We start from the raw sequence: 21,234 nt of genomic DNA, 5'->3' as shown, positions 1-21,234 counted from the left end.
TGGGCAGGCCCTCGCAGCATCTTGTCCCCGGCGCCCATCGCGCCCAAGACTTCTCACTCCCAGTTCAGGATCACCTTGCTGGCTTCTCCCGCCAGCATGGCGTCGAAGCCCTGCTGGAATTCGCTGTAGTGCAGGCGATGGGTGATCACCGACGAGATATCCATCCCCGATTCCACCATGACCGACATCTTGTACCAGGTCTCGTACATCTCCCGGCCATAGACGCCCTTGATGGTCAGCATGTTGAAGATCACCGTGTTCCAGTCGATGACCGTCTCCTCCGAGGGAATCCCGAGCATCGCCACATTGCCACCGTGGCACATGTTGGCGAGCAGGTCCTTGAAGGCCGTCGGATTGCCGGACATCTCGAGGCCCACGTCGAAGCCTTCCTGCATGCCCAATGACTGCTGCACCTCGGCGAGGCTCTCCTCGGTGACATTCACGGTGCGGGTGGCGCCCAGCCGCTTGGCCAGCGCCAGGCGCTGGGGATTCAAGTCGGTGATCACCACGTGACGCGCCCCGGCGTGGCGGCACACCGCCGCGGCCATGGCACCGATGGGGCCGGCCCCGGTGATCAACACGTCCTCGCCCAGCACGTCGAACTGCAACGCGGTGTGCACGGCATTGCCGAGCGGGTCGAACAGTGCCGCCACATCCAGATCGATCCCCGGGCGATGCTCCCAGACGTTGGACATCGGCAGCGCCACGTACTCGGCGAAGGCACCCTGCCGGTTGACGCCGATACCGCTCGTGGCGGCACACAGGTGGCGGCGGCCCGCCAGGCAGTTGCGACAGCGGCCACAGACCACATGCCCCTCTCCCGACACGATCTGCCCCGGATGGAAGTCATTGACGTTGGAGCCGACCTCGACGATCTCGCCGACGAACTCGTGCCCCACCACCATCGGCACCGGGATGGTCTGCTCGGCCCAGCTATCCCACTTGTAGATATGCAGATCGGTGCCGCAGATGGCGGTGCGCTTGACCTTCACCAGCACGTCATTGATGCCGATCTCCGGTTCGGGCACGTCCTCGAGCCACAGCCCGGGTGCCGCCTCTCGCTTGACCAACGCTTTCATGCGCATCTCCTATGATGAATGACTGCCTTGAATCGACGCCATGGCTGGAAATCCTCGCCGAGTCGATTACCATGAAGGAATTAATTCCAGCATAGTGGACAAAATCCTTTATGCAAGAAAAAATTCCACTATGGTGAACAAAGGAGCCACCGGATGACCACGACTCCCGTCATGCCGGAAACGGCAGACGCCCCACAGGGCGGCCAGCTACTCTGCGACCGCGTCATCGAGCTACGCAAGAAGCGTGGCTTGACCCTGGATCAGCTGGCCTCCGCCTGTGGCGTCAGCCGTTCGATGCTCAGCCAGATCGAGCGCGGCCGCGCCAATCCCACCTTGGCGGTGACTCTACGCATCGCCCAGGCCTTCGGGCTGAGCATCGGCGACCTGGTCAACCAGCCCTGGACCGCCTCGACCATCGAAGTCGTGCGCGGCGACGACGCCACCCACCTGTTTCGCGACGATCGGGAATGCCGCATCCGCACCCTCTCGCCGCTGCACCTCGAGAAGCACGTGGAATTCTATGAACTGCGTATCGCGCCACGCGCCAGCCTGCGCAGCGCCCCACATTTCGAGGGCACACGAGAATTATTGACCATCACCCGGGGCTGCGCCCGGGTCGTCGCCGGCGACAGCGACTGCCGGCTGGCGGAAGGCGATTCGGCGCACTACCACGCCGACCAGGATCACGATATCGAGAACGTCAGCGACGACGAACTGCTGGCCTTCCTGGTGGTGACCTACGAGTAGCTGGGGACAGGGGCACGACGCGAAATGGGCATAAAGCTGCTCGACGCGCCGTTCACCGGCCAACACGGTGGCGGAAAGCACCGGCGCAAGGCGCCCTCCCCACCATCGGCGATGCGTTTACCCGCGTCGCGCTCTCCTTGTCTCGCTTGTGAGGGGGCCTTCACCTCTTTCTCTTCATGAAATAAGCCACAACGCGATAGAGGGGATAAAGGTGATCAGCAACAGCCCCAGGATCATCACGGCGACCCAGGGGATGATCGCCCGAGACAAGGCCTCGAAGCGGATATTGCCGACCTGTGCCGCCATGAACAGGTTGGCACCCAGCGGCGGTGTGACGAAGCCGATGGCCAGGTTGACGATCATGACGATGCCGAAGTGCACTGGATTCACGCCCAGCTGAACCACCACCGGCAGCAGGATCGGAGTCAGGATCACGATCGCCGCCAGGGTCTCGAGGAAGGTCCCCACCACCAGCAACAACAGATTGATCATCAATAGGATCAATATCTTGTTGTCGGTCAGGCCGAGCGCGAACTCGGCGATGGTGGCCGGCACCTGCTCCAGGGCCATGATGCGCCCGAAGGCCACCGAGGCCCCCACGATGACCAGCACCGCCGACACCAGCAGCGCCGACTCGAGGATCACCTGAGGCACCCGAGAGAGCGGCAGATCCTTGTAGACGAAGACACTGAGCAACAGCCCGTACACGGCGGCGATGGCTGCCGACTCGGTAGGCGTCACCAGCCCGGAATAGATTCCCCCCAGCACCAATACCGGCAGCAACAACGCCAGCTTGGCCCGCCGAATGCTGTGCCATTTGGCCGACCAGGAAACATCCTCGCGGGCGGCGTCGAAGCCCTGGCGTCTCGATTGCCACACATTGAAGGCAATCAGTACCAAGGCCATCAGGATGCCAGGCAGGATGCCGGCGATGAACATCGAAGTCACCGATACTCCTGCCGTCACGGCATAGACGATCATCACCACGCTGGGGGGAATCATCACCCCCAACCCCCCTGCCGAGGCAACCATCGCCCCGGCATAGGCGCGATCGTAGCCATGCGCGCACATCGCCGGGATCATGGCCAGGCCGATGGCCGCCACGGTCGCCGAACCGGTTCCGGAAATGGCCGCGAAGAACAAGCAGGCGACGATGGTAACGGTGCCGATGCCCCCGGGCGTGTTACCGAAGAAGGCCTTGGCGACTCCCAGCAACCGCTCCGATATCCCCCCATGACTCATCAGGTTGCCGGCCAGGGTAAACAACACCACCGCCAGGAGCGTGTACGAATTCAGGCCGCTGACCAGCCCCAGCGCGAAGAACTTCAAGTCAAGGAAAGGCAAGGTGAAGATAGTCAGCACGCTGGCGGAACCCAAGGCGATACCGATCGGCACCCCCAGAACCATCAACAAGGCAAACCCACCAAACAAAACCGCTATGGTCATGACCGCATCTCCACCGGATCATCGCCAGCGAGCGTTGCGATGATATTCGCCAGTAATCGAAATACGCTCAGTACGCCTCCCACCAGAATCGAGGCATAGAGCACGCCCACGGAAATCTCCAGCGCTGGTGCTATCTGTCCCCGCGCCACTGCCTCCATGGTGATCAGATAACCGTAGTAGGCCACCAGCACCGAATAGACCAGGAAAATGACATCGGCCAACACCAGCGCCGCCTTCTGCCCTCGGCGCGGCAGCATCTTGAGGAACACCATGACCCGTAAGTGTCGATGTTCCTTGATGCAATAGCTGATGCCCAGATACACCATCCACACGAACAGATAACGCGATAGTTCACCGGCCCAGGGGAGCGTGGTATCGAATAGACGCAGCACCACATTGGTGAAAATCAAGGCGACGATCAGCGAGACCGCTGCCGTAATAAGCACGGGTTCGAACCTGCGCTCGATCCATCGAATAGCATTCATGATCCCCCCTACGGGACATGGTTTCATCAGCAGAACAAAGGCATGCGCCGAGCGTCAGATATGCGACATAAATTCGGTGTAGAACTCGTTCCCGACGCGCTCGATGATCGCCTCATCGACGGCACCATTGAGGGCCTCGCCGAGAGCCGACTTGACCTCGGCATCGACTTCATTGAACTCAAGCCCCTCTTCCTCCAGCAGAGCGACGGTGTCGCGATTCTGCTGTTGAGTCAGTTCCCGCTGTAGAGCGACCGTCTCTTCAGCGGCGGCATTGATGATGGCACGAGACTCGTCGTCCAGCTCTTCCCAGAACGACCGGTTGGCGTACCAGATTTCGGTGGTATAGATGTGACCGGTCAGAGACACATAGTCCTGAGCTTCGAAGAAGCGCTCGATATAAATGGAGGACAAGGCACTTTCCTGCCCATCGATCAGGCCCTGCTGCAGCGACGTATAGATCTCTCCCCAATCCAGGGGCATCGGCGCCGCGCCGACGGCTCTCCAGGCTTCGATTTGCGCAGGGTTTGAAGCAGAGCGCATGCGCAGGCCCTGAAAGCTCTCGAAAGAATCCAGCGGTTCGGTGCTGGTCGAGAAATGGCGAAAGCCACGTTCGAAGAAGCCGATGCTCTGTAACCCCTTGTCGGCCATGGCCTTGGACAGCATATCGCCACCCTCACCATCCAGCACCCGCCGGGCATGAGCCACGTCATCGAAAAGATAGAAATGGTCGAGCACGCTGAGCTCAGGCACAGCCGATGTCAGCAGTACCGACGCCCCCATCGTCATCTGCAGGTTCCCCGACTGCACCAACTCCGTCATTTCATTGACGCTGCCGATTTGGCCCCCGGGGTAGAGCTTGACCTCGATATCGCCCTCGGATGCCTCCTCGACGCTTTCTTGGAAATGCAACAAGGATTGATGGATAGGGGATGATTCAGGTGTGGCGTGGCCGATGCGGATCACCGTGTCGGCTAAAGCCGGCCCGGCACTTGCCATCAGGCAGGCGGTCAGCACGAGGCTCGAAGAGATGGCGGGTTTCATACCGTATCCTCAGCATTGGACATTTTTATGAATACGTATTCATTAAATGGCAAGCGTAGGCGGTTGCTCCCCTAGCCGCAACTCGACCATAGTCGGCTCTATGGTCTGGACAATGCTCGTGGTCACCGACGACGCACTGTCTGAACCAACACTGGCGCCATTCTCCTAGAAACCTCCACCGGTGCGTTCCCACCGACTACAGCTGCACGCCACGAGGCAACGAAAAGCAGCGCGACCTACCAGGCGCTGACCTAGAGCAGGCAGGCCTCACCTGTGTTAACCGCCACACACCGGGCAAGCCGGGTCCCGGGGCACACGGAAATGACGCCACTGCCCACGCAGGCCGTCGAAGGTGGACAACCCCCGGTGCACCTGACCGGCCCCCGCGACCAGCTTGAGCGCCTCGAGCGCCTGGAAGCAGCCGATCAAGCCGACCAGTGGCGCCACCACGCCGTTCTCGGCACAGCGCAGTTCCTCATCGCCGCCCGCTTCCGGCGGGTAGAGACAGGCGTAGCAGGGGGCATCGGCGCCACGCGGATCGAAGACCGCAAGCTGCCCGGAGAAACGTATCGCCGCCCCGGAGACCAGCGGCACGCCGGCTTCTCGGCAGGCGGCATTGATGGCATAGCGGCTCGCGAAACGATCGGTGCAATCGAGCACCACATCGGCCTCGGCCACCGCGGCGACCAGCGCCTCGCCCTCGAGGCGCTCGGTAAGCGCCCGGATATCGCACTCCGGGTTGACCGCCAGGGCGGCCTCACGCGCCGACTCGGCCTTGCCGCGGCCTAGATCCGCCGTGCCGTGAGCGATCTGGCGCTGCAGGTTAGAGAGCTCCACGGCATCGTCGTCGGCAAGCGTCAGCCGACCCATGCCCGCCGCGGCCAGGTAGAGCGCCACCGGCGAACCCAGGCCGCCGGCGCCGATCACCAGCGCATGGCCGGCGAGCAGGCGCTCCTGCCCGGCGATATCGATCTGCTCGAGCATGATCTGGCGGCTGTAGCGCAACAGCGCATCATCGTTCATGAGGCACCCTTGTCCTCGAATTCCTCGATGTCGGGCACATGCAGGGAGAATTCTTCCTTGACCTCCTCCATGACGACGTAACTCTTGGATTCCTTGACCCCGGGCAGGGTCAGCACGACCTCGCCGAGCAGCTGGCGATACGCCGACATCTCGGGAATCCGGCACTTGAGGATATAGTCGAACTGCCCCGACACCAGGTGGCACTCCTGGATCTGCGGCAGCTTGGCCACCGCCCGGCGGAACTCGTCGAACACCGAGGGCGATTGGGTCTCCAGGCTGATCTCGACGAACACCAGCAGATTGGCCTTGAGGGCCCTGGGGTCGAGCAGCGCCTTGTAGCCACGGATCACCCCGGCACGTTCGAGGCGCTTGACGCGCTCGAGGCAAGGCGTGGTGGACAGGCCGACCTGAGAGGCCAGGTCGACGTAGGAGATGCGGGCATTATCCTGCAGGCAACGCAGGATCTTTAAGTCGATGCGGTCGAGCGAACGGGTCTTGGTTTTCATTGTGGTCCTGGTACGTCGAACGGGCCACCGCCGAATCTTCCACTGAAAATCACCGTCAAACGGCACGCTTTCGGGGTTCACACATGAATAGCCAGCGATGAGTGGTGTTTTGTTCTGCCACAACATTTACCACAACGCCCAGGGGCGGCTCCACCCTTATCCTCGAGCCGATGCCATGGCCATCCCAACCGGGCCCTGCAGGCCTCCCCGACCATCGCCGGCGTGTCGGCCGAGGCCTCAGCGCCGGCCCAGGCTCACGCGTTCATGCCCGCCGAGGTCGCACCGGCTCGCCACCTCGCTATAACCCGCGGTGGTGAGGGCCTCGCGCACGGCTACGGCCTGTTCCGCGCCGTGTTCCAGCAGCAGCCAGCCATCGACGCACAGGTACGAGCGCGCCTCGACCACCAGGTGGCGCAGGTCGGCCAGGCCAGCGTCGCCCGCCACCAGGGCGCCGTGCGGTTCGAAGCGCACGTCGCCGCGCGCCAGGTGTGGATCATCGTCGGCGATATACGGAGGGTTGGCGACGATCAGCGCGAAGCGCTCGCCGTCGTCCTGGCGGCCGAGGGCGGAGAACCAGTCGCTGACCAGGAAGCGGACATCGTCGAAACCGTGACGCGCGGCGTTGCCGGCGGCCAGGGCGACCGCCGCGGGGCTCAGGTCGACGCCGGTTACCGCCCACCCCGACCGCTCGCTGGCGAACGCCAGGGCCACCGCGCCGGTGCCGGTGCCCAGGTCGAGCAGGCGCCCCGACTCGCCGGCCAGGGCCAGCGCCGCCTCCACCAGGGTCTCGGTATCGGGGCGCGGGATCAGGGTCGCCGGCGACGTGGCCAGCCGCAGCCCCCAGAACTCGCGTTCCCCGGTCAGATGGGCCACCGGATGGCCCGCCTCGCGCTCGGCGATCAGCGCCTCGAAGCTCGCCTCGGCCTCGGCGGAGGCCTCGCGGTCGCCCCAGGTATAGAGCCAGGTGCGATCGACGCCCAGCACGTGGCACAGCAGCACGTCGGCATCGAGCCGGGCGCTCGGTGAGCCGGCGTCGGCGAGCCGCCGAGCGGCCTGCGCCAGCAGCAGATCGAGGGGCATCAGGCCTCCTGCTGCAGGGCGGCGAGCTGGTCGGCCTGATGCTCCTGGATCAGCGGCTCGACCACCTCATCGAGCTGCTCGCCGCCGATCACCTCGCCGAGCTTGTAGAGGGTCAGGTTGATACGGTGGTCGGTCACCCGCCCCTGGGGAAAGTTATACGTACGGATACGCTCGCTGCGGTCGCCGGAGCCCACCAGCGAGCGACGCTCGTCGGCCTGCTGCTGACGCTGGCTGTCCTGGGCCGCCTGCTTGAGGCGGGCGGCGAGCAGCGACATGGCCTTGGCGCGGTTCTTGTGCTGGCTACGCTCTTCCTGGCACTCCACCACCACGCCGGTGGGCAGGTGGGTGAGGCGGATGGCGGAATCGGTAGTGTTGACGTGCTGACCACCGGCGCCGCTGGCACGAAAGGTATCGACGCGCAGGTCATTCTGGCTGATCTCGACGTCGCCGACCGTGTCGGCCTCGGCCATCACCGCCACGGTGCAGGCCGAGGTATGGATGCGGCCCTGAGACTCGGTGGCCGGCACGCGCTGCACGCGGTGGGCGCCGGACTCGAACTTGAGTCGTGCGTAGACGCCCTCGCCCTTGATGCGCGAGATGATCTCCTTGTAGCCGCCCATGTCGCCGTGGCTGGCGCTGATCACCTCGACCTTCCAGCCGTGCTGCTCGGCATAGCGGGAGTACATGCGGAACAGGTCGCCGGCGAACAACGCCGCCTCGTCGCCGCCGGTGCCGGCACGCACCTCCAGGAAGACGTTGCCGGCATCGTCCGGGTCGCGAGGAATCAGCAGCTGCTTGAGGCTCGCCTCGAGCTCGACCAGCCGCTCCCGACCGGCCTCCCGCTCCATCTCGGCCAGTTCACGCATCTCAGAATCGGCGTCGTCGGCCATGGCCACGGCGGCCTCGATGTCGCCCTCCACGCCGCGATACTCGTGCCAGGCCTCCACCAGGGGCTCGAGCTCGGCGTATTCACGCGAATAATCGCGGAAGCGAGCCTGCTCGGTGATGACCTCGGGGTCTGCCAACAAGGCGGCGAGCTCCTCGAAGCGCTCGGCAAAGGCCTCGAGACGCTGGCGCAGGGAAGCTTTCATCAAGGGTGTCCTATCGAGAAGTGTCGGAAGAGTCGTCGAGCAGCAGCGACGCGGCGGCCTCCAGCAGCTCGTGCTGTTCGTCGGCGGCGGCATCGCGCAGCGTCACGGTGGGCCGGTGCAGCAGGCGATTGGTGAGCTGGTGCGCCAGGCGCGCCACCACCTCGTCGGGGTTCTCGCCCCGGGCCAGTCGCGCCAGCGCCTGGTCGCGGGCCTCGTCACGCAGGGCCTGGCCCCGGGCGCGCACATCGCGGATCAGCTCGCCGCCGCTACGCAACCGGCGGTCGTGCTGCCAGCCGCTTACGCCGCTCTCGATCAGCGCTTCGGCCTGATCGGCGGCGACCTGCCGATGACGGCGGTTCTCCTCGATGACCTCCTCCAGGTCGTCGACCGTATAGAGGAAGACATCGGCGAGCTCGCCGACCTCGGGTTCGATATCGCGGGGCACGGCGATGTCGACCATGAACACCGGTCGATGGCGACGCTGCTTGAGCGCGCGTTCCATCATGCCCTTGCCGAGGATCGGCAGCGCCGCCGCGGTCGAGGTGATCACGATATCGGCCTCGACCAGCGCCGCGGGGATCTCGTCGAGCGCGATGGCTTCACCGCCGAGTGGCGCGGCCAGCTGCTCGGCGCGCTCGCGGGTGCGGTTGGCCACCGTCAGCCGGCTCACGCCGGCCTCGTGCAGGTGGCGGGCCACCAGCTCGATGGTCTCGCCGGCACCGATCAGCAGCGCCGAGGAGCGCGAGAAGTCATCGAAGATGCGGCTGGCCAGGCTGACCGAGGCATAGGCGACCGACACCGGGTTCCTGCCGATGCCGGTCTCGGTGCGCACCCGCTTGGCCACCGCGAAGGTCTGCTGAAAGAGCCCCTCCAGTTCGCCCCCCATGCCCCCGGCCTCACGCGCGGCCTGATAGGCATCCTTGAGCTGACCGAGGATCTGCGGCTCGCCGAGCACCATCGAGTCGAGCCCGACCGCCACCCGCATCAGGTGGCGAGCCGCCTCGTCGTCGAGATAGTGATAGGCGCAGCGAGTCAGCTCCTCTACCGCGAGCCCATGGAAGCGTCCCAGCCAGTCGAGCACCGCCCGCTCTCCCGCCTCACCGGTGACACAATACAGCTCGGTCCGGTTGCAGGTGGACAGCACCGCGGCCTCATGCACGCCGGGCAGACCGCGCAGTTCGACCAACGCGGTCTCAAGCTGCGTGGGCGTGAAGGCGACCTGCTCGCGCACCTCGACGGCGGCGGTCCGATGATTGATTCCCAGGGCAAGAAGCGTCATGCGTGTCGGCGTCTTCGCGATAATGTACGGCGGCATCGAGAGGCAGGACGGCGCGGCGGCGCCTGCCACTCTACGGCGCCACATTCTATCACAGGCCATGCTGGCGCGGCGCCCGCCGCGACTATCGAACGCATCGACACAGATCATCGACACGCCGTGGCGCCGACACCTTTTGCAACTTTGCCCCACGCGGCCAAGCCGTTATGCTGTCGACTCGCCCGACATCATGAGACTGGCATGCCCTGCGGACCCTCCAAGACGCTCCTCCGTCGACGCCCACTCGCCGCCTTCGGCCTGGCCCTGGTGCTCGGCGGCTGCCAGAGCCTGACTGCCGGGCCGGCCTCGCCGCCGGAGGACCCGTTGGCCGATGCACCACCGATCACCCGCGGCCTGGATGCCGAGGGCCTCTCGGCCCTGCTGGTCGCGGAAATCGCCGGCCAGCGCGGTGATTTTCGTCGCGCCACCCGCGGCTACCTGGCCACCGCCGAACGCTACCAGGCCCCCGAACTCGCCGAACGCGCCGCCCTGGCGGCGCGCTCCGATGATGACCCGTCACTGCTCGAGGAGGCCGCCCGTCGCTGGCAGGCACTGGCGCCCGGCGACGACGCACCGGCCCGCCTGCTCACGAGCCTGGCCGTGCAGCGTAACGACTGGACGGGCGCCCTGGAGCAACGCTTGGCATGGCGCGACGATACCTCGAACGGCAAGCTGCTGGACTTCGTCGAACAGGCCCTGGATGCCGGGGCGCCTCCCGCCCCGCTGCTCGATCGCCTGCAGGAGCAACACGCCACATCGGCCGATCCCGTCGACCGCGAGCTGGCCCTGGCGCGGCTGGAGGCCGCCACGGGCGCGACGTCATCGGCCCGGGAGCGCCTCGAGCGGCTGACCGCCGAGTATCCCGAACGCCCCGCGGTACAGCGCATCGACGCCAGCCTGGCCCTGGAGATGAACGCCCCTGAGCGTGCCGCCAAGGCCGCCCGGCATGGGCTGGCGGCCAGCCCCGGCGACCCACGCCTGATGCTGCTACTGGCTCGCGCCCAGATTCGCCTCGGCCGGCTCGACGCCGCCGAAGCCAGCACCACCGCCCTGCTCGAGGATCAGGGCGACCGTCCGTCGCTGCGCCTGGCGCTGGCACGCCTGTACCTCGAAGAGCAACACCCGCAGCCGGCCCGCCGCCTGTTGCAGCCGTTGCTCGATGACGACGACACGCCCGCCCTGGCCTTGCTGCTGCTCGGCAGCATCGCCGAGCAACAAGGCGCCGTCGACAACGCCCTGCTTTATTACCGCCAGATCCCCGAAGGCGACCATTTCCTGCTCGCCCGCCTGAGCGCCGCCCGCATGCTGATCGAGGGCGACCGGCTGGTCGACGCCCGCGCCTTCCTGCGCAACGAGCGCCTGGTACATCCCGACGCGGCCTCCCGGCTCATCGGGCTGGAAGTCGAATTACTCGACGAAGCCGACGCCAGCGCCCAGGCCGACGCCCTGCTCGACAGCCATCTCGACCGCCACCCCGGCGATGCCCAACGGCGCTATCAGCGAGCCATGCGGGCCTACGGCAATGGCCATATGGCCGCCATGGAACGCGACCTGCGCCGCCTCATCGAGCGTGACCCCGACAACGCCAACGCCCTGAACGCGCTGGGCTACACGCTGGCAGACGAGAATATAGAAGGACGACTCGAGGAGGCTCGGGCGCTGATCGAACGAGCGCTCACACTGGAGCCGAACAATCCGGTGATCCTCGACAGCCGCGGCTGGGTCGCCTATCGACTCGGCAACGTCGATGCCGCCCTGCCCTGGCTGGAGCGTGCCTGGTCGACCATGCCCGATCAGGAAATCGCCGCCCACCTGATCGAGGCGCTATGGACGGCCGGCGAACGCCAGCGAGCACGCTCGCTGGCGGCCAGCGCCGTGAAACGATTCTCGCCGCGCCCGCGGATTGACGAGCTGCTCGAGCGCCGCCCCGCGCTCGCCCCCTGACGCCTCGCCATACAGAAGGACCCTGCCCATGCGACGCCCGACCCCCGCCCTGCTGCCGACCCTGGCCTTCACCCTGCTGCTCGGCGGCTGCGCCACCCAGGGCCCGACACCCGACGCGCCCCGCGCCGCCGATGACTGGCAGGCCCAGAAGCCTCGCCTGGAGGCCATGCAGAGCTGGGAGCTGACCGGCAAGGCCGGCCTGCGCACCCCCGAGGACAGCACCAGCGCCAATCTCGATTGGAACCAGACGCCTTACCACTTCCGCCTGCTGCTCAGCGGCCCCTTCGGCAGCGGGCGCAGCGTGCTCGAAGGCCGCGAGGGGCGCGTCTCGCTGACCACCGGCGAGGGTCGCTTCGAGGCCGAGAGCCCCGAGGCACTGATGCAGCAACGTCTCGGTTGGTCGTTGCCGGTCGCCGCCCTCAGCGACTGGGTGCGCGGCCTGCCCGCCGACGCCAGCCCGCATCGCCTGAGCCGCGATGAACGCGGCTTCCCCGCGCACCTGGAACAGGATGGCTGGAAGATCGACTACCGCGACTGGATGCGTGAGGACGACCTGTGGCTGCCGCGCCGGCTGACCATGCGCTACGACGACCTGCGCGTCACCCTGGTGGTGACCCGCTGGGAGCCGGGCACCACCGATGCCTGATCCCGGCCGCCTGACCCTGCCCGCGCCGGCCAAGCTCAACCGCATGCTGCATGTCACCGGGCGACGCACCGATGGCTATCACGAGCTACAGACGCTGTTTCAGTTCCTCGACCACGGCGACACCCTGACGCTTAGCCGGCGCGACGATGGCGAGCTGCGCCTGACGCCGTCTCTGGAGAGCATCGACGACGGCGATAACCTGATCCTGCGCGCCGCGCTGGCGCTGCGCGACGCCACCGGCTGTCGGCTCGGGGCCGACCTGCATCTCGACAAGCGCCTGCCGTTGGGCGGTGGCCTGGGCGGCGGCAGCAGCGACGCCGCCACCGCCCTGCTCGGCCTGAACCGGCTGTGGGAGCTGGCGCTGCCTCTCGACACCCTGGCCGAGCTGGGCCTTTCCCTGGGGGCCGACGTGCCGGTCTTCGTGCGCGGCCACGCCGCCTGGGCCGAAGGCATCGGCGAACGACTGACGCCGGTCGAGCTCGAGACACCCTGGTTCGTGGTCGTGCACCCCGGCGTCAGCGTCTCGACGCCGGCGGTGTTCCGGGCACCAGAATTGACACGCGACACCCCCCCCATTACTATGGCGCGCGCACTTCAGGGGGAAACGGCGAGCTGGCGCAACGATTGCGAGCTCACGGTCCGGGAGCTTTATCCCGCGGTCGCGAGTGTGCTCGACTGGCTGAGCGACAGGGCACCGGCCATGCTGACCGGCACCGGCGCCTGTATCTTCGCCCGCCTGGACCACGAAGCCGATGCCACGGCGCTGCTGGCCGACATGCCCAGCCGCTGGACATCCTTCAAGGCCCAGGGGCTGAATCGTTCACCTCTCCATGATGCACTGGATCGATGATCGCCAACGCCATGGCAACATCATGCATCGATCCGGCACGGCAAAGGTTACTGGGGTATAGCCAAGCGGTAAGGCACCGGTTTTTGGTATCGGCATGCGCAGGTTCGAATCCTGCTACCCCAGCCATTTCCCTTCCGGAACCTCCGATCCAAACCCTGATGTCCCAACACTGCAAAGGTGGCTGCACGTGTCAAAATTGATGGTTTTCGCCGGGAACGCCAATCCCGAACTCGCCCAGAAAGTTGCCGAGAGCCTGGATACCCGGCTGGGCAATGCTACGGTCGGCCAGTTCAGTGACGGCGAAGTTGCGGTCGAGATCAACGAGAACGTGCGCGGCAAGGACGTCTTCGTCCTGCAGCCCACCTGTGCCCCGACCAACGATAACCTGATGGAACTGGTGCTGATGGTGGACGCCCTGCGCCGGGCCTCCGCCACTCGTGTCACCGCCGTGGTGCCCTACTTCGGCTATGCCCGTCAGGACCGTCGCGTGCGCTCTGCCCGCGTGCCGATCTCGGCCAAGCTGGTCGCCGACATCATGGTCAAGGCCGGCGTCGACCGGGTGATGACCATGGACCTGCACGCCGACCAGATCCAGGGCTTCTTCGACGTGCCGGTGGACAACGTCTACGGCTCGCCGATCCTGCTCGACGACATCGAGCGTCAGAACTACGACGACCTGGTGGTGGTCTCCCCCGACGTGGGCGGCGTGGTACGGGCCCGCGCCATCGCCAAGCAGCTCAATGCCGACCTGGCGATCATCGACAAGCGCCGCCCCTCGGCCAACCAGGCCCAGGTGATGCACATCATCGGCGAGATCGAGAACCGCACCTGCGTGGTGGTCGACGACATGATCGATACCGCCGGCACCCTGTGCAAGGCCGGCGAGGCCCTCAAGGAACGCGGCGCGCGCCGCGTGGTGGCCTACGCCACCCACCCGATCCTGTCCGGCCCGGCCGTCGACAACATCGCCGGCTCGGTGCTCGATGAGCTGGTCGTCACCGACACCATCCCGTTGACCGAAGCCGCACGCCGCAGCGGCAAGATCCGCCAGTTGAGCGTGGCCGGCCTGATCGCCGAGGCGATCCGCCGCGTCAGCAACGAAGAATCCGTCAGCGCGATGTTCCACTGACGACGACGTCGTCATCGGCACATCGTGCGGATAACGAGTCCCGGTTCGCCGGGGCGCTTGGGAACCACCGTCAGCCTGGTCGCGGGTGCCGGTGGCTCCCTGACTTTTGACCAAGAGGCAACATCATGTCCGACTACACTCTTACAGCCAATGCCCGCAACGACCTGGGGAAAGGTGCGAGCCGCCGCCTGCGTCGTGCGAACGAGCAGGTACCGGCCATCATCTATGGTGGTGAGCAGGCGCCGCAGCCGATCTCCGTCGACAAGACCGCCTTCTACAAGGCGCTCGAAGACGAGGCGTTCTTCGCCTCCGTGATCAACCTCGAGCTGGATGGCAAGCCGCTGCAGGTCGTGGTCCGCGATCTCCAGCGTCACCCCTACAAGCCGCTGGTGACTCACGCCGACTTCATGCGTATCGATGCCACTCACGCTATCACCATGCGCGTGCCGCTGCACGTGGTGAACGCCGAGACCGCACCGAGCATCAAGGACGAAGACGGCGAACTGCACGTCCTCTCCAACGAGGTCGAAGTCAGCTGCCTGCCGAAGGACCTGCCGGACTACCTGGAAGTCGACGTCGCCAACGTCGCCCTGGGCACGACCCTGCACCTGTCCGACCTGAGCCTGCCGGCCGGCGTGACCCTGGTCGAGCTGTCTCACGGCGAAGACCATGACCAGCCGATCCTGAACATCACCCAGGCCAAGGTCAGCGGTAATGCCGAAGAAGGCGAAGAAGGCGAAGAAGGCGACTCCGCCGAAGGCGAGAACAGCGCCGAGTAAGCTCGGTCCTGTCAGGGCCGCGCCGCCTGGCGCGGCCCACGTCATCTCGATCAAGCGCCCCGGCGCTTGATTTTTTTTGTGGTCCGCCGCCCTGGCGGCCACCTGGGGATCGCCGCTGGCACGACGCCCAGCATCGTTCCAGAGGATTGTTTGGAGGCAGTGAAGATGAGTCAGGTCAAAGCCATCATCGGACTCGCCAACCCCGGCAACGAGTACGAGGCCACCCGTCACAATGCCGGCGCCTGGCTGCTCGAAGCCCTGCTGCGCCAGGCCGGTGGCGAGCTGCGCAGCGAGAAGAAGTTCCTCGGCCGCTACACCCGCATCCAGCTCGACGGACAGGAGCTGCATCTGCTCGAGCCCACCACCTTCATGAACCGCAGCGGCGGCGCCGTGGCGGCGCTGGCGAAGTTCTTCAAACTGGCTCCCGACGAGCTGCTGGTGGCCCACGACGAGCTCGACCTCGACCCGGGCACCGCCCGCTACAAGACCGGCGGTGGCCACGGCGGCCACAACGGCCTGCGCGACATCGTCCAGGCGCTGGGCAACGACAAGGGCTTTCACCGCCTGCGCCTCGGCATCGGCCATCCCGGCGATGCCCGCCAGGTGACCCACTACGTGCTGAGCCGCCCCGGCAAGGCCGAGCGAGGCGCCATCGACGCCGCCATCGACGAATGCCTGGCCACCCTGCCCCAGGCCACGGCCGGCGACTGGACCCGCGCCATGCAGCGGCTGCACAGCTTCAAGCCCTGACGGATGCCACCGGGCCGCGAGCTCGTAGCTCGTAGCTCGTAGCTCGTAGCTCGTAGCTCGTAGCTCGTAGCTCGTAGCTCGTAGCTCGTAGCTCGTAGCGACTGTAGAATACCGGCCAATCGCCACCATCGAATTCTCTTTCCAGGAAGATCCCATGGGTTTCAACTGCGGTATCGTCGGCCTGCCCAACGTCGGCAAGTCCACCCTCTTCAATGCCCTGACCAAGTCGGGCATCGACGCCGAAAACTTCCCCTTCTGCACCATCGAGCCCAATGTCGGCATCGTGCCGATGCCGGACCCGCGACTCGACCGGCTGGCCGAGATCGTGAAGCCCCAGAAGGTCATCCCCACCACCATGGAGTTCGTCGACATCGCCGGACTGGTGGCGGGCGCCTCCAAGGGCGAGGGCCTCGGCAACCAGTTCCTCGCCAACATCCGCGAGACTCAGGCCATCGCCCACGTGGTGCGCTGCTTCGATAACGACAACGTCATCCACGTCTCCAACGAGGTCGACCCGCGGGCCGATATCGAGACCATCAATCTCGAGCTGGCCCTGGCGGACCTGGACACCGTCGAGCGCGCCATCCAGCGCCTGGCACGCGTGGTGAAGGGCGGCGACAAGGAAGCCATCGCCACCAAGGCGATCCTCGACCGCATCCAGCCGCACCTGGCCGAGGGCCAGCCGCTGAGAAGCTTCGACCTGGACGACGACGAGAAGCGCCAGCTCAAGAGCTTCGGCTTCTTGACCCTCAAGCCGACCATGTACATCGCTAACGTCAACGAGGATGGGTTCGACGACAACCCCTACCTCGACGTGGTCAAGGCGATCGCCGCCGAGGAAAACGCCGTGGTGGTGCCGGTGTGCAACCAGATCGAGGCCGAGATCGCCGAACTCGACGACGAGGAACGCGCCATGTTCCTCGACGAGATGGGCATGGAGGAGCCGGGACTGGACCGCGTGATCCGCGCCGGCTATGAACTGCTGGGCCTGCAAACCTACTTCACCGCCGGCGTGAAGGAGGTCCGCGCCTGGACCGTCAAGATCGGCGCCACGGCTCCCGAAGGCGCCGGCGCGATCCATACCGACTTCCAGAAAGGCTTCATCCGGGCCGAAGTGGTGGCCTTCGACGACTTCGTCTCGCTGAACGGCGAACAGGGCGCCAAGGATGCCGGCAAGTGGCGCCTGGAAGGCAAGGAGTACATCCTCAAGGACGGCGATGTGGTGCACTTCCGCTTCAACGTCTAAGCCAAAAGGCTTGACGAAAGGGGGCGTTATCCGTATTATTCGCCCCCGTTGTCCGGCTACGTAGCTCAGTTGGTTAGAGCACATCACTCATAATGATGGGGTCCCCTGTTCGAGTCAGGGCGTAGCCACCAGATATCGAAAAGCCCGCCTGGTTCGCCAGGCGGGCTTTTTGCGTTTCGCGGTTCGTCGAATAGCTTCGATGATGCGGATGGAGCGAGCCAAGGGGCTCCTTGCGTCTCGCTCCTTGTTCCTTGCCCTTCCCCTGACCTCAGGGCAGCTCGCGACGATCGACGAAGGCGGTCAGCACCCGGGTCAGGTGCTCCACATCCCGGGCGCCCGCGGTCTCGCGGATCGAGTGCATGGCCCACTGAGGCACGCCGACGTCCAGGGTCGGCACCCCGAGCTCGGTGGCGGTAATCGGCCCGATGGTGCTGCCACAGCCCATGTCGGCACGCGTCACGAAGGTCTGCACGGGCGCCTCGACCTCCTGGCACAGCGTGCGGAACAACGCCGCGGTGGCGCTGTTGGTGGCATAGCGCTGGTTGGCGTTGACCTTGATCACCGGCCCTTCATTGAGCGCCGGGCCATGGGCGGCATCGTGTTTCTCGGGGAAGTTCGGATGCAGCGCGTGGGCGTTGTCGCAGGAGATCATCCGCGAGGCCTGAATCAACCGCACATGCCCCTCCTCGCTGGCATCGCCCAGCTGGGCGTTGACCCGACGCAGCACGTCACCCAGGAAGGGCCCCTGGGCACCGCAGGCGCTGGCACTGCCCACCTCTTCATGATCGTTGGCGACCAGCACCGCCCCCTGGCTGCCGTCGCTCTCCAGCAAGGCTTCCAGGCCGATGAAGCACGACAACAGGTTGTCGAGCCGCGCCGAGGCGATCAACTCGCCCTCGACCCCGACCCGAGACGGCGGCTGCATGTCGTGGAAGCCCAGCTCGAAGTCGACGATCTCGACACCATCGAGGCCATGCTCGGCCGCCAGCCAGCCGCGCAGCAGCCGATCCAGGTCGGCCGACTCCCCACCCTGCAGGAAGACCGGCGCCATCTGGGTCTGGGCATTGATCGCCCGGCCATTGTTGGCCTCGCGGTCAAGATGGATCGCCAGGCTCGGAATGATCGCCACGGCGCGATCGACGTTGAGCAGCACGCCTTCCAGGCGGCCATCGGCATGACGCACATGGACCCGCCCGGCGAGCCCCAGGTCACGGTCATACCAGGGCGTCAGCAGCGCGCCACCATAGACCTCGACGCCGAGCTGCAGCCAACCGGCCGAGGTCTGCGGGGCATGCGGCTTGAGCCGCAGCCCGGGGCTATCGGTATGGGCGCCGATCATGCGCAGCGCCGTCAGCGGCTCACGGGGTAGCTGCAGGGCGATGATCGAGGAATCGTTGCGCGTCACATAGACCCGCTCGCCCGGCGTCAGCTGCCAGGCGTGCGTCTCGTCGAGGCGCCGGAATCCGGCGGCTTCCAGGCGCTCGGCCATGTTGGCCGTGGCGTGCCAGGGGGTGGGCGAACGGCGCAGGAAGTCGAGCAGTCGCTCGAGCGGGGCATCCTGGGGCATGGAACTCCTCTCGGTGTCGCATCTTGGGGGCATGTCACTCGGCCGAGCTGCTACAATGGCGCCTCTGTCCGTGCAACTCGTGAGCCGAATCACGGTCTGGACGCTAGAGTGTACATGAATCCGGGAGTGCTTCATTGATGAGCCTGTTTGTGACCCTGGGTCGTACCACGGCCCTGGCCCTGCTGCTGGGCGCCGCCCCGGCCCAGGCGGCTATCACCGCCACCGACGCCCAGCGTGAAGCCGCCACGGAGGTCGCCGAGTCGATGAACTCCGGCCACTACGCGGACATCCGCTTCGACGACGACTGGTCACAGCGGGCCTTCGAGCGCTACCTGGACCTGCTCGACGGCCAGCGCGCCTATCTGCTCGACGGCGATGTCGACGACTTCGCGGACCTATCGACCGCCATGGACGAGGCCATCCTCGAGGGTGACCTGACGCGCCCCTATGCCCTCTATCAGCGCTATCACGAACGCGCCGAAGCCCGCCTGGAATGGCTTCTCGAGCGCGTCGATGCGGGCCTCGACTTCGACTTCAGCGGCGACCAACGCATGACCACGGACCGCGAGGACGTCGCCTGGCCACAACGTGAATCGGCACTGGACGAGCTTTGGCGCAAGCGCCTCGAGAACGCCGCCCTGACGCTATCGATCGGCGACCAAGAGCCCGAGGAGATCGAGGAGACGCTGCAGCAGCGCTACGAGAATCAGCTGAGCCGCCTGCGCCAGACCAACGCCGAGGACGTCTTCGGCCTGATGATGGCGGCCGTGACCGGCAGCCTCGATCCGCACAGCAATTACCTGTCACCGCGCCAGAGCGAGTCCTTCGACATTCAGATGCGTCTGTCGCTGGAAGGCATCGGCGCCCTGCTGCAGGCCGATGGCGAATACGTCAAGGTCGCAAGCCTGGTCCCCGGCGGCCCCGCCGAGAAAGCCGGCATGCTCAAGCCCGCCGACCGCATCGTCGGCGTCGGCCAGGAAGGCGAGGAAATGGTCAACGTGGTCGGCATGCGCCTCGACGACGTGGTCGACATGATCCGCGGCCCCAAGGGCTCGGTGGTGCGTCTCGACGTTGTTCCCTCTCAGGCCGTCGACACCACCCGCTCCAAGGTCATCGAGATCACCCGCAACACCGTCAACCTCGAGGACCAGGCGGCCCAGAGCGAGATCGTCGACATCGAGCGTGACGATGGCACGCATCGCCTGGGCGTGATCGAGATCCCCGCCTTCTATGTCGACTTCGACGCCTGGCAGGCCGGAGAAGAAGACTATCGCAGCACCACCCGCGATGTGGCCAAGGAGATCGAGCGGCTCAAGGACGAAGATGTGGAAGGTATCGTGCTCGACCTGCGCAACAACGGTGGCGGCGCCCTGCAGGAAGCCAATTCACTGATCGGCCTGTTCATCGATCGCGGCCCCACCGTTCAGGTTCGCGACGCCCAGGGCCGCATCAGCCTGTACGGCGACACCGACAGCGGCACCCTCTACGACGGCCCGTTGGCGGTGCTGGTCAACCGCCTCTCGGCCTCGGCTTCAGAGATCTTCGCCGGCGCCGTCCAGGACTACGGTCGCGGCCTGATCGTCGGTGGCGACACCTTCGGCAAAGGCACCGTCCAAACCCTCGATGAGCTCAACCACGGGCAGCTCAAACTGACCCGTGCCAAGTTCTATCGCATCTCCGGGGAGAGCACCCAGCATCGTGGCGTCACGCCCGACATCGCCTTCCCGAGCCTGATCGATCCCGAGACCATCGGTGAGAGCAGCCTCGACAACGCCCTGCCCTGGGACCAGGTGCGCAAGGTCCAGTATCGTCGTTACGGCGACCCGGAACGCTACCTGGACACCCTGCGCCAACGCCATCAGCAGCGTGCCGAGACGCACCCCGACTTCCACTACCTGGAACGCGAGGCCGAGCTTGCCGACCGACTACGCGAGCAATACACCAGCGTCAGCCTCAATCGCGAGCAACGCCAGCGCGAAGCCGAGGCCCAGGAGGCCGAGCAGCTGGCCCTGGAGAACGAGCGCCGCGAAGCGCAGGGGCTAAAACCGCTGGAAGAGTGGGTCGACGCCCGCGACGAGGACACCGAGCAGACGCAACCCATCGACCGAGCCCAGGTCATGGAAAGCGCCGAGATCCTGATCGACTATGCCCATCTGGAGCACGGCCATCGGCTCGCCGAATACGGCGACTGAAACGCCTCTCCCCCAACACGATGCCGGGCCATGCGCCCGGCATCGTCGTTTGTAGCCGCCGACTCCATACACGATGCGATCACGCCCGTGCGGCGACACACTCACATCGCCATAGGGGAGCGCCTGAAAACACCGCGCGGCACGCGAGAACATCGATCATTACGAGGGAAGACGCACCATAGGGGCGGCACGAGGCATCAAGCCACGAACGGGCGAGAGCGGGAAAAACGATGAAAGACATTGGCTCCCCGAACAGGACTCGAACCTGTGACCCAATGATTAACAGTCATTTGCTCTACCAACTGAGCTATCGGGGAA

19 protein-coding genes and 3 tRNA genes are annotated in these 21,234 nt (G+C 65.8%); 11 read left to right on the top strand and 11 right to left on the bottom strand.

Going from position 1 to position 21,234, the window contains the following annotated elements:
• Positions 1 to 53: 53 nt before the first annotated feature.
• A complete protein-coding gene (gene tdh / locus ETC07_RS14220) occupies positions 54 to 1,079 on the bottom strand; it encodes an L-threonine 3-dehydrogenase (RefSeq protein ID WP_136249181.1) in 1,026 nt (341 codons plus the stop codon).
• A 153-nt stretch (positions 1,080 to 1,232) separates the two neighbouring features.
• Here tdh and ETC07_RS14215 point away from each other — a divergent pair, with 153 nt between their 5' ends.
• A complete protein-coding gene (locus ETC07_RS14215) occupies positions 1,233 to 1,826 on the top strand; it encodes a helix-turn-helix domain-containing protein (RefSeq protein WP_240724678.1) in 594 nt (197 codons plus the stop codon).
• 174 nt (positions 1,827 to 2,000) lie between these two features.
• On the opposite strand, the gene ETC07_RS14210 is transcribed toward ETC07_RS14215, so the two are convergent.
• From ETC07_RS14210 to hemA, 8 genes are all read right to left on the bottom strand, one after another.
• Positions 2,001 to 3,272, bottom strand: coding sequence for a TRAP transporter large permease (locus ETC07_RS14210; protein WP_136249180.1), 1,272 nt, complete (start codon positions 3,270 to 3,272; stop codon positions 2,001 to 2,003).
• Positions 3,269 to 3,757 (bottom strand): TRAP transporter small permease, encoded by a 489-nt coding sequence (locus ETC07_RS14205; RefSeq protein WP_168709229.1) that lies wholly within the window; start codon positions 3,755 to 3,757, stop codon positions 3,269 to 3,271. The genes ETC07_RS14210 and ETC07_RS14205 overlap by 4 nt, the downstream gene beginning before the upstream one ends.
• Before the next feature lie 54 nt (positions 3,758 to 3,811).
• Complete coding sequence (locus tag ETC07_RS14200; protein WP_136249178.1) at positions 3,812 to 4,798, bottom strand: TRAP transporter substrate-binding protein; 987 nt, start codon at positions 4,796 to 4,798, stop codon at positions 3,812 to 3,814.
• Between the two features lie 276 nt (positions 4,799 to 5,074).
• Complete coding sequence (locus ETC07_RS14195) at positions 5,075 to 5,821, bottom strand: HesA/MoeB/ThiF family protein (RefSeq protein WP_136249177.1); 747 nt, start codon at positions 5,819 to 5,821, stop codon at positions 5,075 to 5,077.
• Positions 5,818 to 6,327: an Lrp/AsnC ligand binding domain-containing protein gene (locus tag ETC07_RS14190; protein ID WP_136249176.1), complete on the bottom strand. Its 510-nt coding sequence runs from the start codon at positions 6,325 to 6,327 to the stop codon at positions 5,818 to 5,820. Before ETC07_RS14190 ends, ETC07_RS14195 begins: the two co-directional genes overlap by 4 nt.
• A gap of 237 nt (positions 6,328 to 6,564) precedes the next feature.
• Complete coding sequence (gene prmC / locus ETC07_RS14185) at positions 6,565 to 7,407, bottom strand: peptide chain release factor N(5)-glutamine methyltransferase (RefSeq protein ID WP_136249175.1); 843 nt, start codon at positions 7,405 to 7,407, stop codon at positions 6,565 to 6,567.
• Positions 7,407 to 8,498 carry a peptide chain release factor 1 gene (gene prfA, locus ETC07_RS14180; RefSeq protein WP_136249174.1) on the bottom strand — a complete coding sequence of 364 codons (1,092 nt, stop codon included), beginning with the start codon at positions 8,496 to 8,498 and terminating at the stop codon, positions 7,407 to 7,409. The genes prmC and prfA overlap by 1 nt, the downstream gene beginning before the upstream one ends.
• 10 nt (positions 8,499 to 8,508) lie before the next feature.
• Complete coding sequence (gene hemA, locus ETC07_RS14175) at positions 8,509 to 9,777, bottom strand: glutamyl-tRNA reductase (protein WP_136249173.1); 1,269 nt, start codon at positions 9,775 to 9,777, stop codon at positions 8,509 to 8,511.
• Positions 9,778 to 10,014: 237 nt separating this feature from the next.
• Here hemA and ETC07_RS14170 point away from each other — a divergent pair, with 237 nt between their 5' ends.
• The 9 genes from ETC07_RS14170 (at position 10,015) to ETC07_RS14130 (ending at position 17,288) form a co-directional block, all read left to right on the top strand.
• The gene (locus tag ETC07_RS14170) at positions 10,015 to 11,757 is read left to right on the top strand and encodes a tetratricopeptide repeat protein (RefSeq protein WP_136249172.1); all 1,743 of its coding nucleotides are present in this window, start codon (positions 10,015 to 10,017) and stop codon (positions 11,755 to 11,757) included.
• Between the two features lie 28 nt (positions 11,758 to 11,785).
• Positions 11,786 to 12,403, top strand: a complete 618-nt coding sequence (gene lolB / locus ETC07_RS14165; protein ID WP_136249171.1) for a lipoprotein insertase outer membrane protein LolB — start codon at positions 11,786 to 11,788, stop codon at positions 12,401 to 12,403.
• Positions 12,396 to 13,253, top strand: coding sequence for a 4-(cytidine 5'-diphospho)-2-C-methyl-D-erythritol kinase (ispE, locus tag ETC07_RS14160; protein WP_136249170.1), 858 nt, complete (start codon positions 12,396 to 12,398; stop codon positions 13,251 to 13,253). Before lolB ends, ispE begins: the two co-directional genes overlap by 8 nt.
• Positions 13,254 to 13,304: 51 nt before the next feature.
• A tRNA-Gln gene (locus ETC07_RS14155) sits at positions 13,305 to 13,379 on the top strand.
• A gap of 61 nt (positions 13,380 to 13,440) precedes the next feature.
• Positions 13,441 to 14,382 (top strand): ribose-phosphate pyrophosphokinase, encoded by a 942-nt coding sequence (locus ETC07_RS14150; protein WP_205742558.1) that lies wholly within the window; start codon positions 13,441 to 13,443, stop codon positions 14,380 to 14,382.
• 125 nt (positions 14,383 to 14,507) lie between these two features.
• Positions 14,508 to 15,161: a 50S ribosomal protein L25/general stress protein Ctc gene (locus tag ETC07_RS14145; RefSeq protein WP_136249169.1), complete on the top strand. Its 654-nt coding sequence runs from the start codon at positions 14,508 to 14,510 to the stop codon at positions 15,159 to 15,161.
• Between the two features lie 165 nt (positions 15,162 to 15,326).
• Positions 15,327 to 15,911: an aminoacyl-tRNA hydrolase gene (gene pth / locus ETC07_RS14140; protein WP_136249168.1), complete on the top strand. Its 585-nt coding sequence runs from the start codon at positions 15,327 to 15,329 to the stop codon at positions 15,909 to 15,911.
• Positions 15,912 to 16,065: 154 nt separating this feature from the next.
• Positions 16,066 to 17,157: a redox-regulated ATPase YchF gene (gene ychF / locus ETC07_RS14135; protein ID WP_136249167.1), complete on the top strand. Its 1,092-nt coding sequence runs from the start codon at positions 16,066 to 16,068 to the stop codon at positions 17,155 to 17,157.
• Between the two features lie 54 nt (positions 17,158 to 17,211).
• Positions 17,212 to 17,288 (top strand) — tRNA-Met (locus ETC07_RS14130).
• Between the two features lie 137 nt (positions 17,289 to 17,425).
• On the opposite strand, the gene ETC07_RS14125 is transcribed toward ETC07_RS14130, so the two are convergent.
• Positions 17,426 to 18,724, bottom strand: coding sequence for a M18 family aminopeptidase (locus ETC07_RS14125; RefSeq protein ID WP_136249166.1), 1,299 nt, complete (start codon positions 18,722 to 18,724; stop codon positions 17,426 to 17,428).
• A 137-nt stretch (positions 18,725 to 18,861) separates the two neighbouring features.
• On the opposite strand from ETC07_RS14125, the gene ETC07_RS14120 reads away from it, so the two are divergent.
• A complete protein-coding gene (locus ETC07_RS14120; protein WP_136249165.1) occupies positions 18,862 to 20,916 on the top strand; it encodes a carboxy terminal-processing peptidase in 2,055 nt (684 codons plus the stop codon).
• Between the two features lie 241 nt (positions 20,917 to 21,157).
• Here ETC07_RS14120 and ETC07_RS14115 read toward each other — a convergent pair.
• A tRNA-Asn gene (locus ETC07_RS14115) sits at positions 21,158 to 21,233 on the bottom strand.
• Between the last annotated feature and the right edge of the window lies 1 nt (position 21,234).

Origin of the sequence: Halomonas borealis (genome assembly GCF_004798905.1) — a bacterium.
Taxonomy (GTDB): domain Bacteria; phylum Pseudomonadota; class Gammaproteobacteria; order Pseudomonadales; family Halomonadaceae; genus Halomonas; species Halomonas borealis.
The sequence above is the reverse complement of the archived record's forward strand: the minus strand, read 5'-3'. Positions and strand labels throughout refer to the sequence as shown.

Coding starts and splice junctions, on each gene's coding strand:
- tdh (WP_136249181.1), bottom strand. CDS start 1,079: ATGAAAGCGTTGGTCAAGCGAGAGGCGGCACCCGGGCTGTGGCTCGAG.
- ETC07_RS14215 (WP_240724678.1), top strand. CDS start 1,233: ATGACCACGACTCCCGTCATGCCGGAAACGGCAGACGCCCCACAGGGC.
- ETC07_RS14210 (WP_136249180.1), bottom strand. CDS start 3,272: ATGACCATAGCGGTTTTGTTTGGTGGGTTTGCCTTGTTGATGGTTCTG.
- ETC07_RS14205 (WP_168709229.1), bottom strand. CDS start 3,757: ATGAATGCTATTCGATGGATCGAGCGCAGGTTCGAACCCGTGCTTATT.
- ETC07_RS14200 (WP_136249178.1), bottom strand. CDS start 4,798: ATGAAACCCGCCATCTCTTCGAGCCTCGTGCTGACCGCCTGCCTGATG.
- ETC07_RS14195 (WP_136249177.1), bottom strand. CDS start 5,821: ATGAACGATGATGCGCTGTTGCGCTACAGCCGCCAGATCATGCTCGAG.
- ETC07_RS14190 (WP_136249176.1), bottom strand. CDS start 6,327: ATGAAAACCAAGACCCGTTCGCTCGACCGCATCGACTTAAAGATCCTG.
- prmC (WP_136249175.1), bottom strand. CDS start 7,407: ATGCCCCTCGATCTGCTGCTGGCGCAGGCCGCTCGGCGGCTCGCCGAC.
- prfA (WP_136249174.1), bottom strand. CDS start 8,498: ATGAAAGCTTCCCTGCGCCAGCGTCTCGAGGCCTTTGCCGAGCGCTTC.
- hemA (WP_136249173.1), bottom strand. CDS start 9,777: ATGACGCTTCTTGCCCTGGGAATCAATCATCGGACCGCCGCCGTCGAG.
- ETC07_RS14170 (WP_136249172.1), top strand. CDS start 10,015: ATGCCCTGCGGACCCTCCAAGACGCTCCTCCGTCGACGCCCACTCGCC.
- lolB (WP_136249171.1), top strand. CDS start 11,786: ATGCGACGCCCGACCCCCGCCCTGCTGCCGACCCTGGCCTTCACCCTG.
- ispE (WP_136249170.1), top strand. CDS start 12,396: ATGCCTGATCCCGGCCGCCTGACCCTGCCCGCGCCGGCCAAGCTCAAC.
- ETC07_RS14145 (WP_136249169.1), top strand. CDS start 14,508: ATGTCCGACTACACTCTTACAGCCAATGCCCGCAACGACCTGGGGAAA.
- pth (WP_136249168.1), top strand. CDS start 15,327: ATGAGTCAGGTCAAAGCCATCATCGGACTCGCCAACCCCGGCAACGAG.
- ychF (WP_136249167.1), top strand. CDS start 16,066: ATGGGTTTCAACTGCGGTATCGTCGGCCTGCCCAACGTCGGCAAGTCC.
- ETC07_RS14125 (WP_136249166.1), bottom strand. CDS start 18,724: ATGCCCCAGGATGCCCCGCTCGAGCGACTGCTCGACTTCCTGCGCCGT.
- ETC07_RS14120 (WP_136249165.1), top strand. CDS start 18,862: ATGAGCCTGTTTGTGACCCTGGGTCGTACCACGGCCCTGGCCCTGCTG.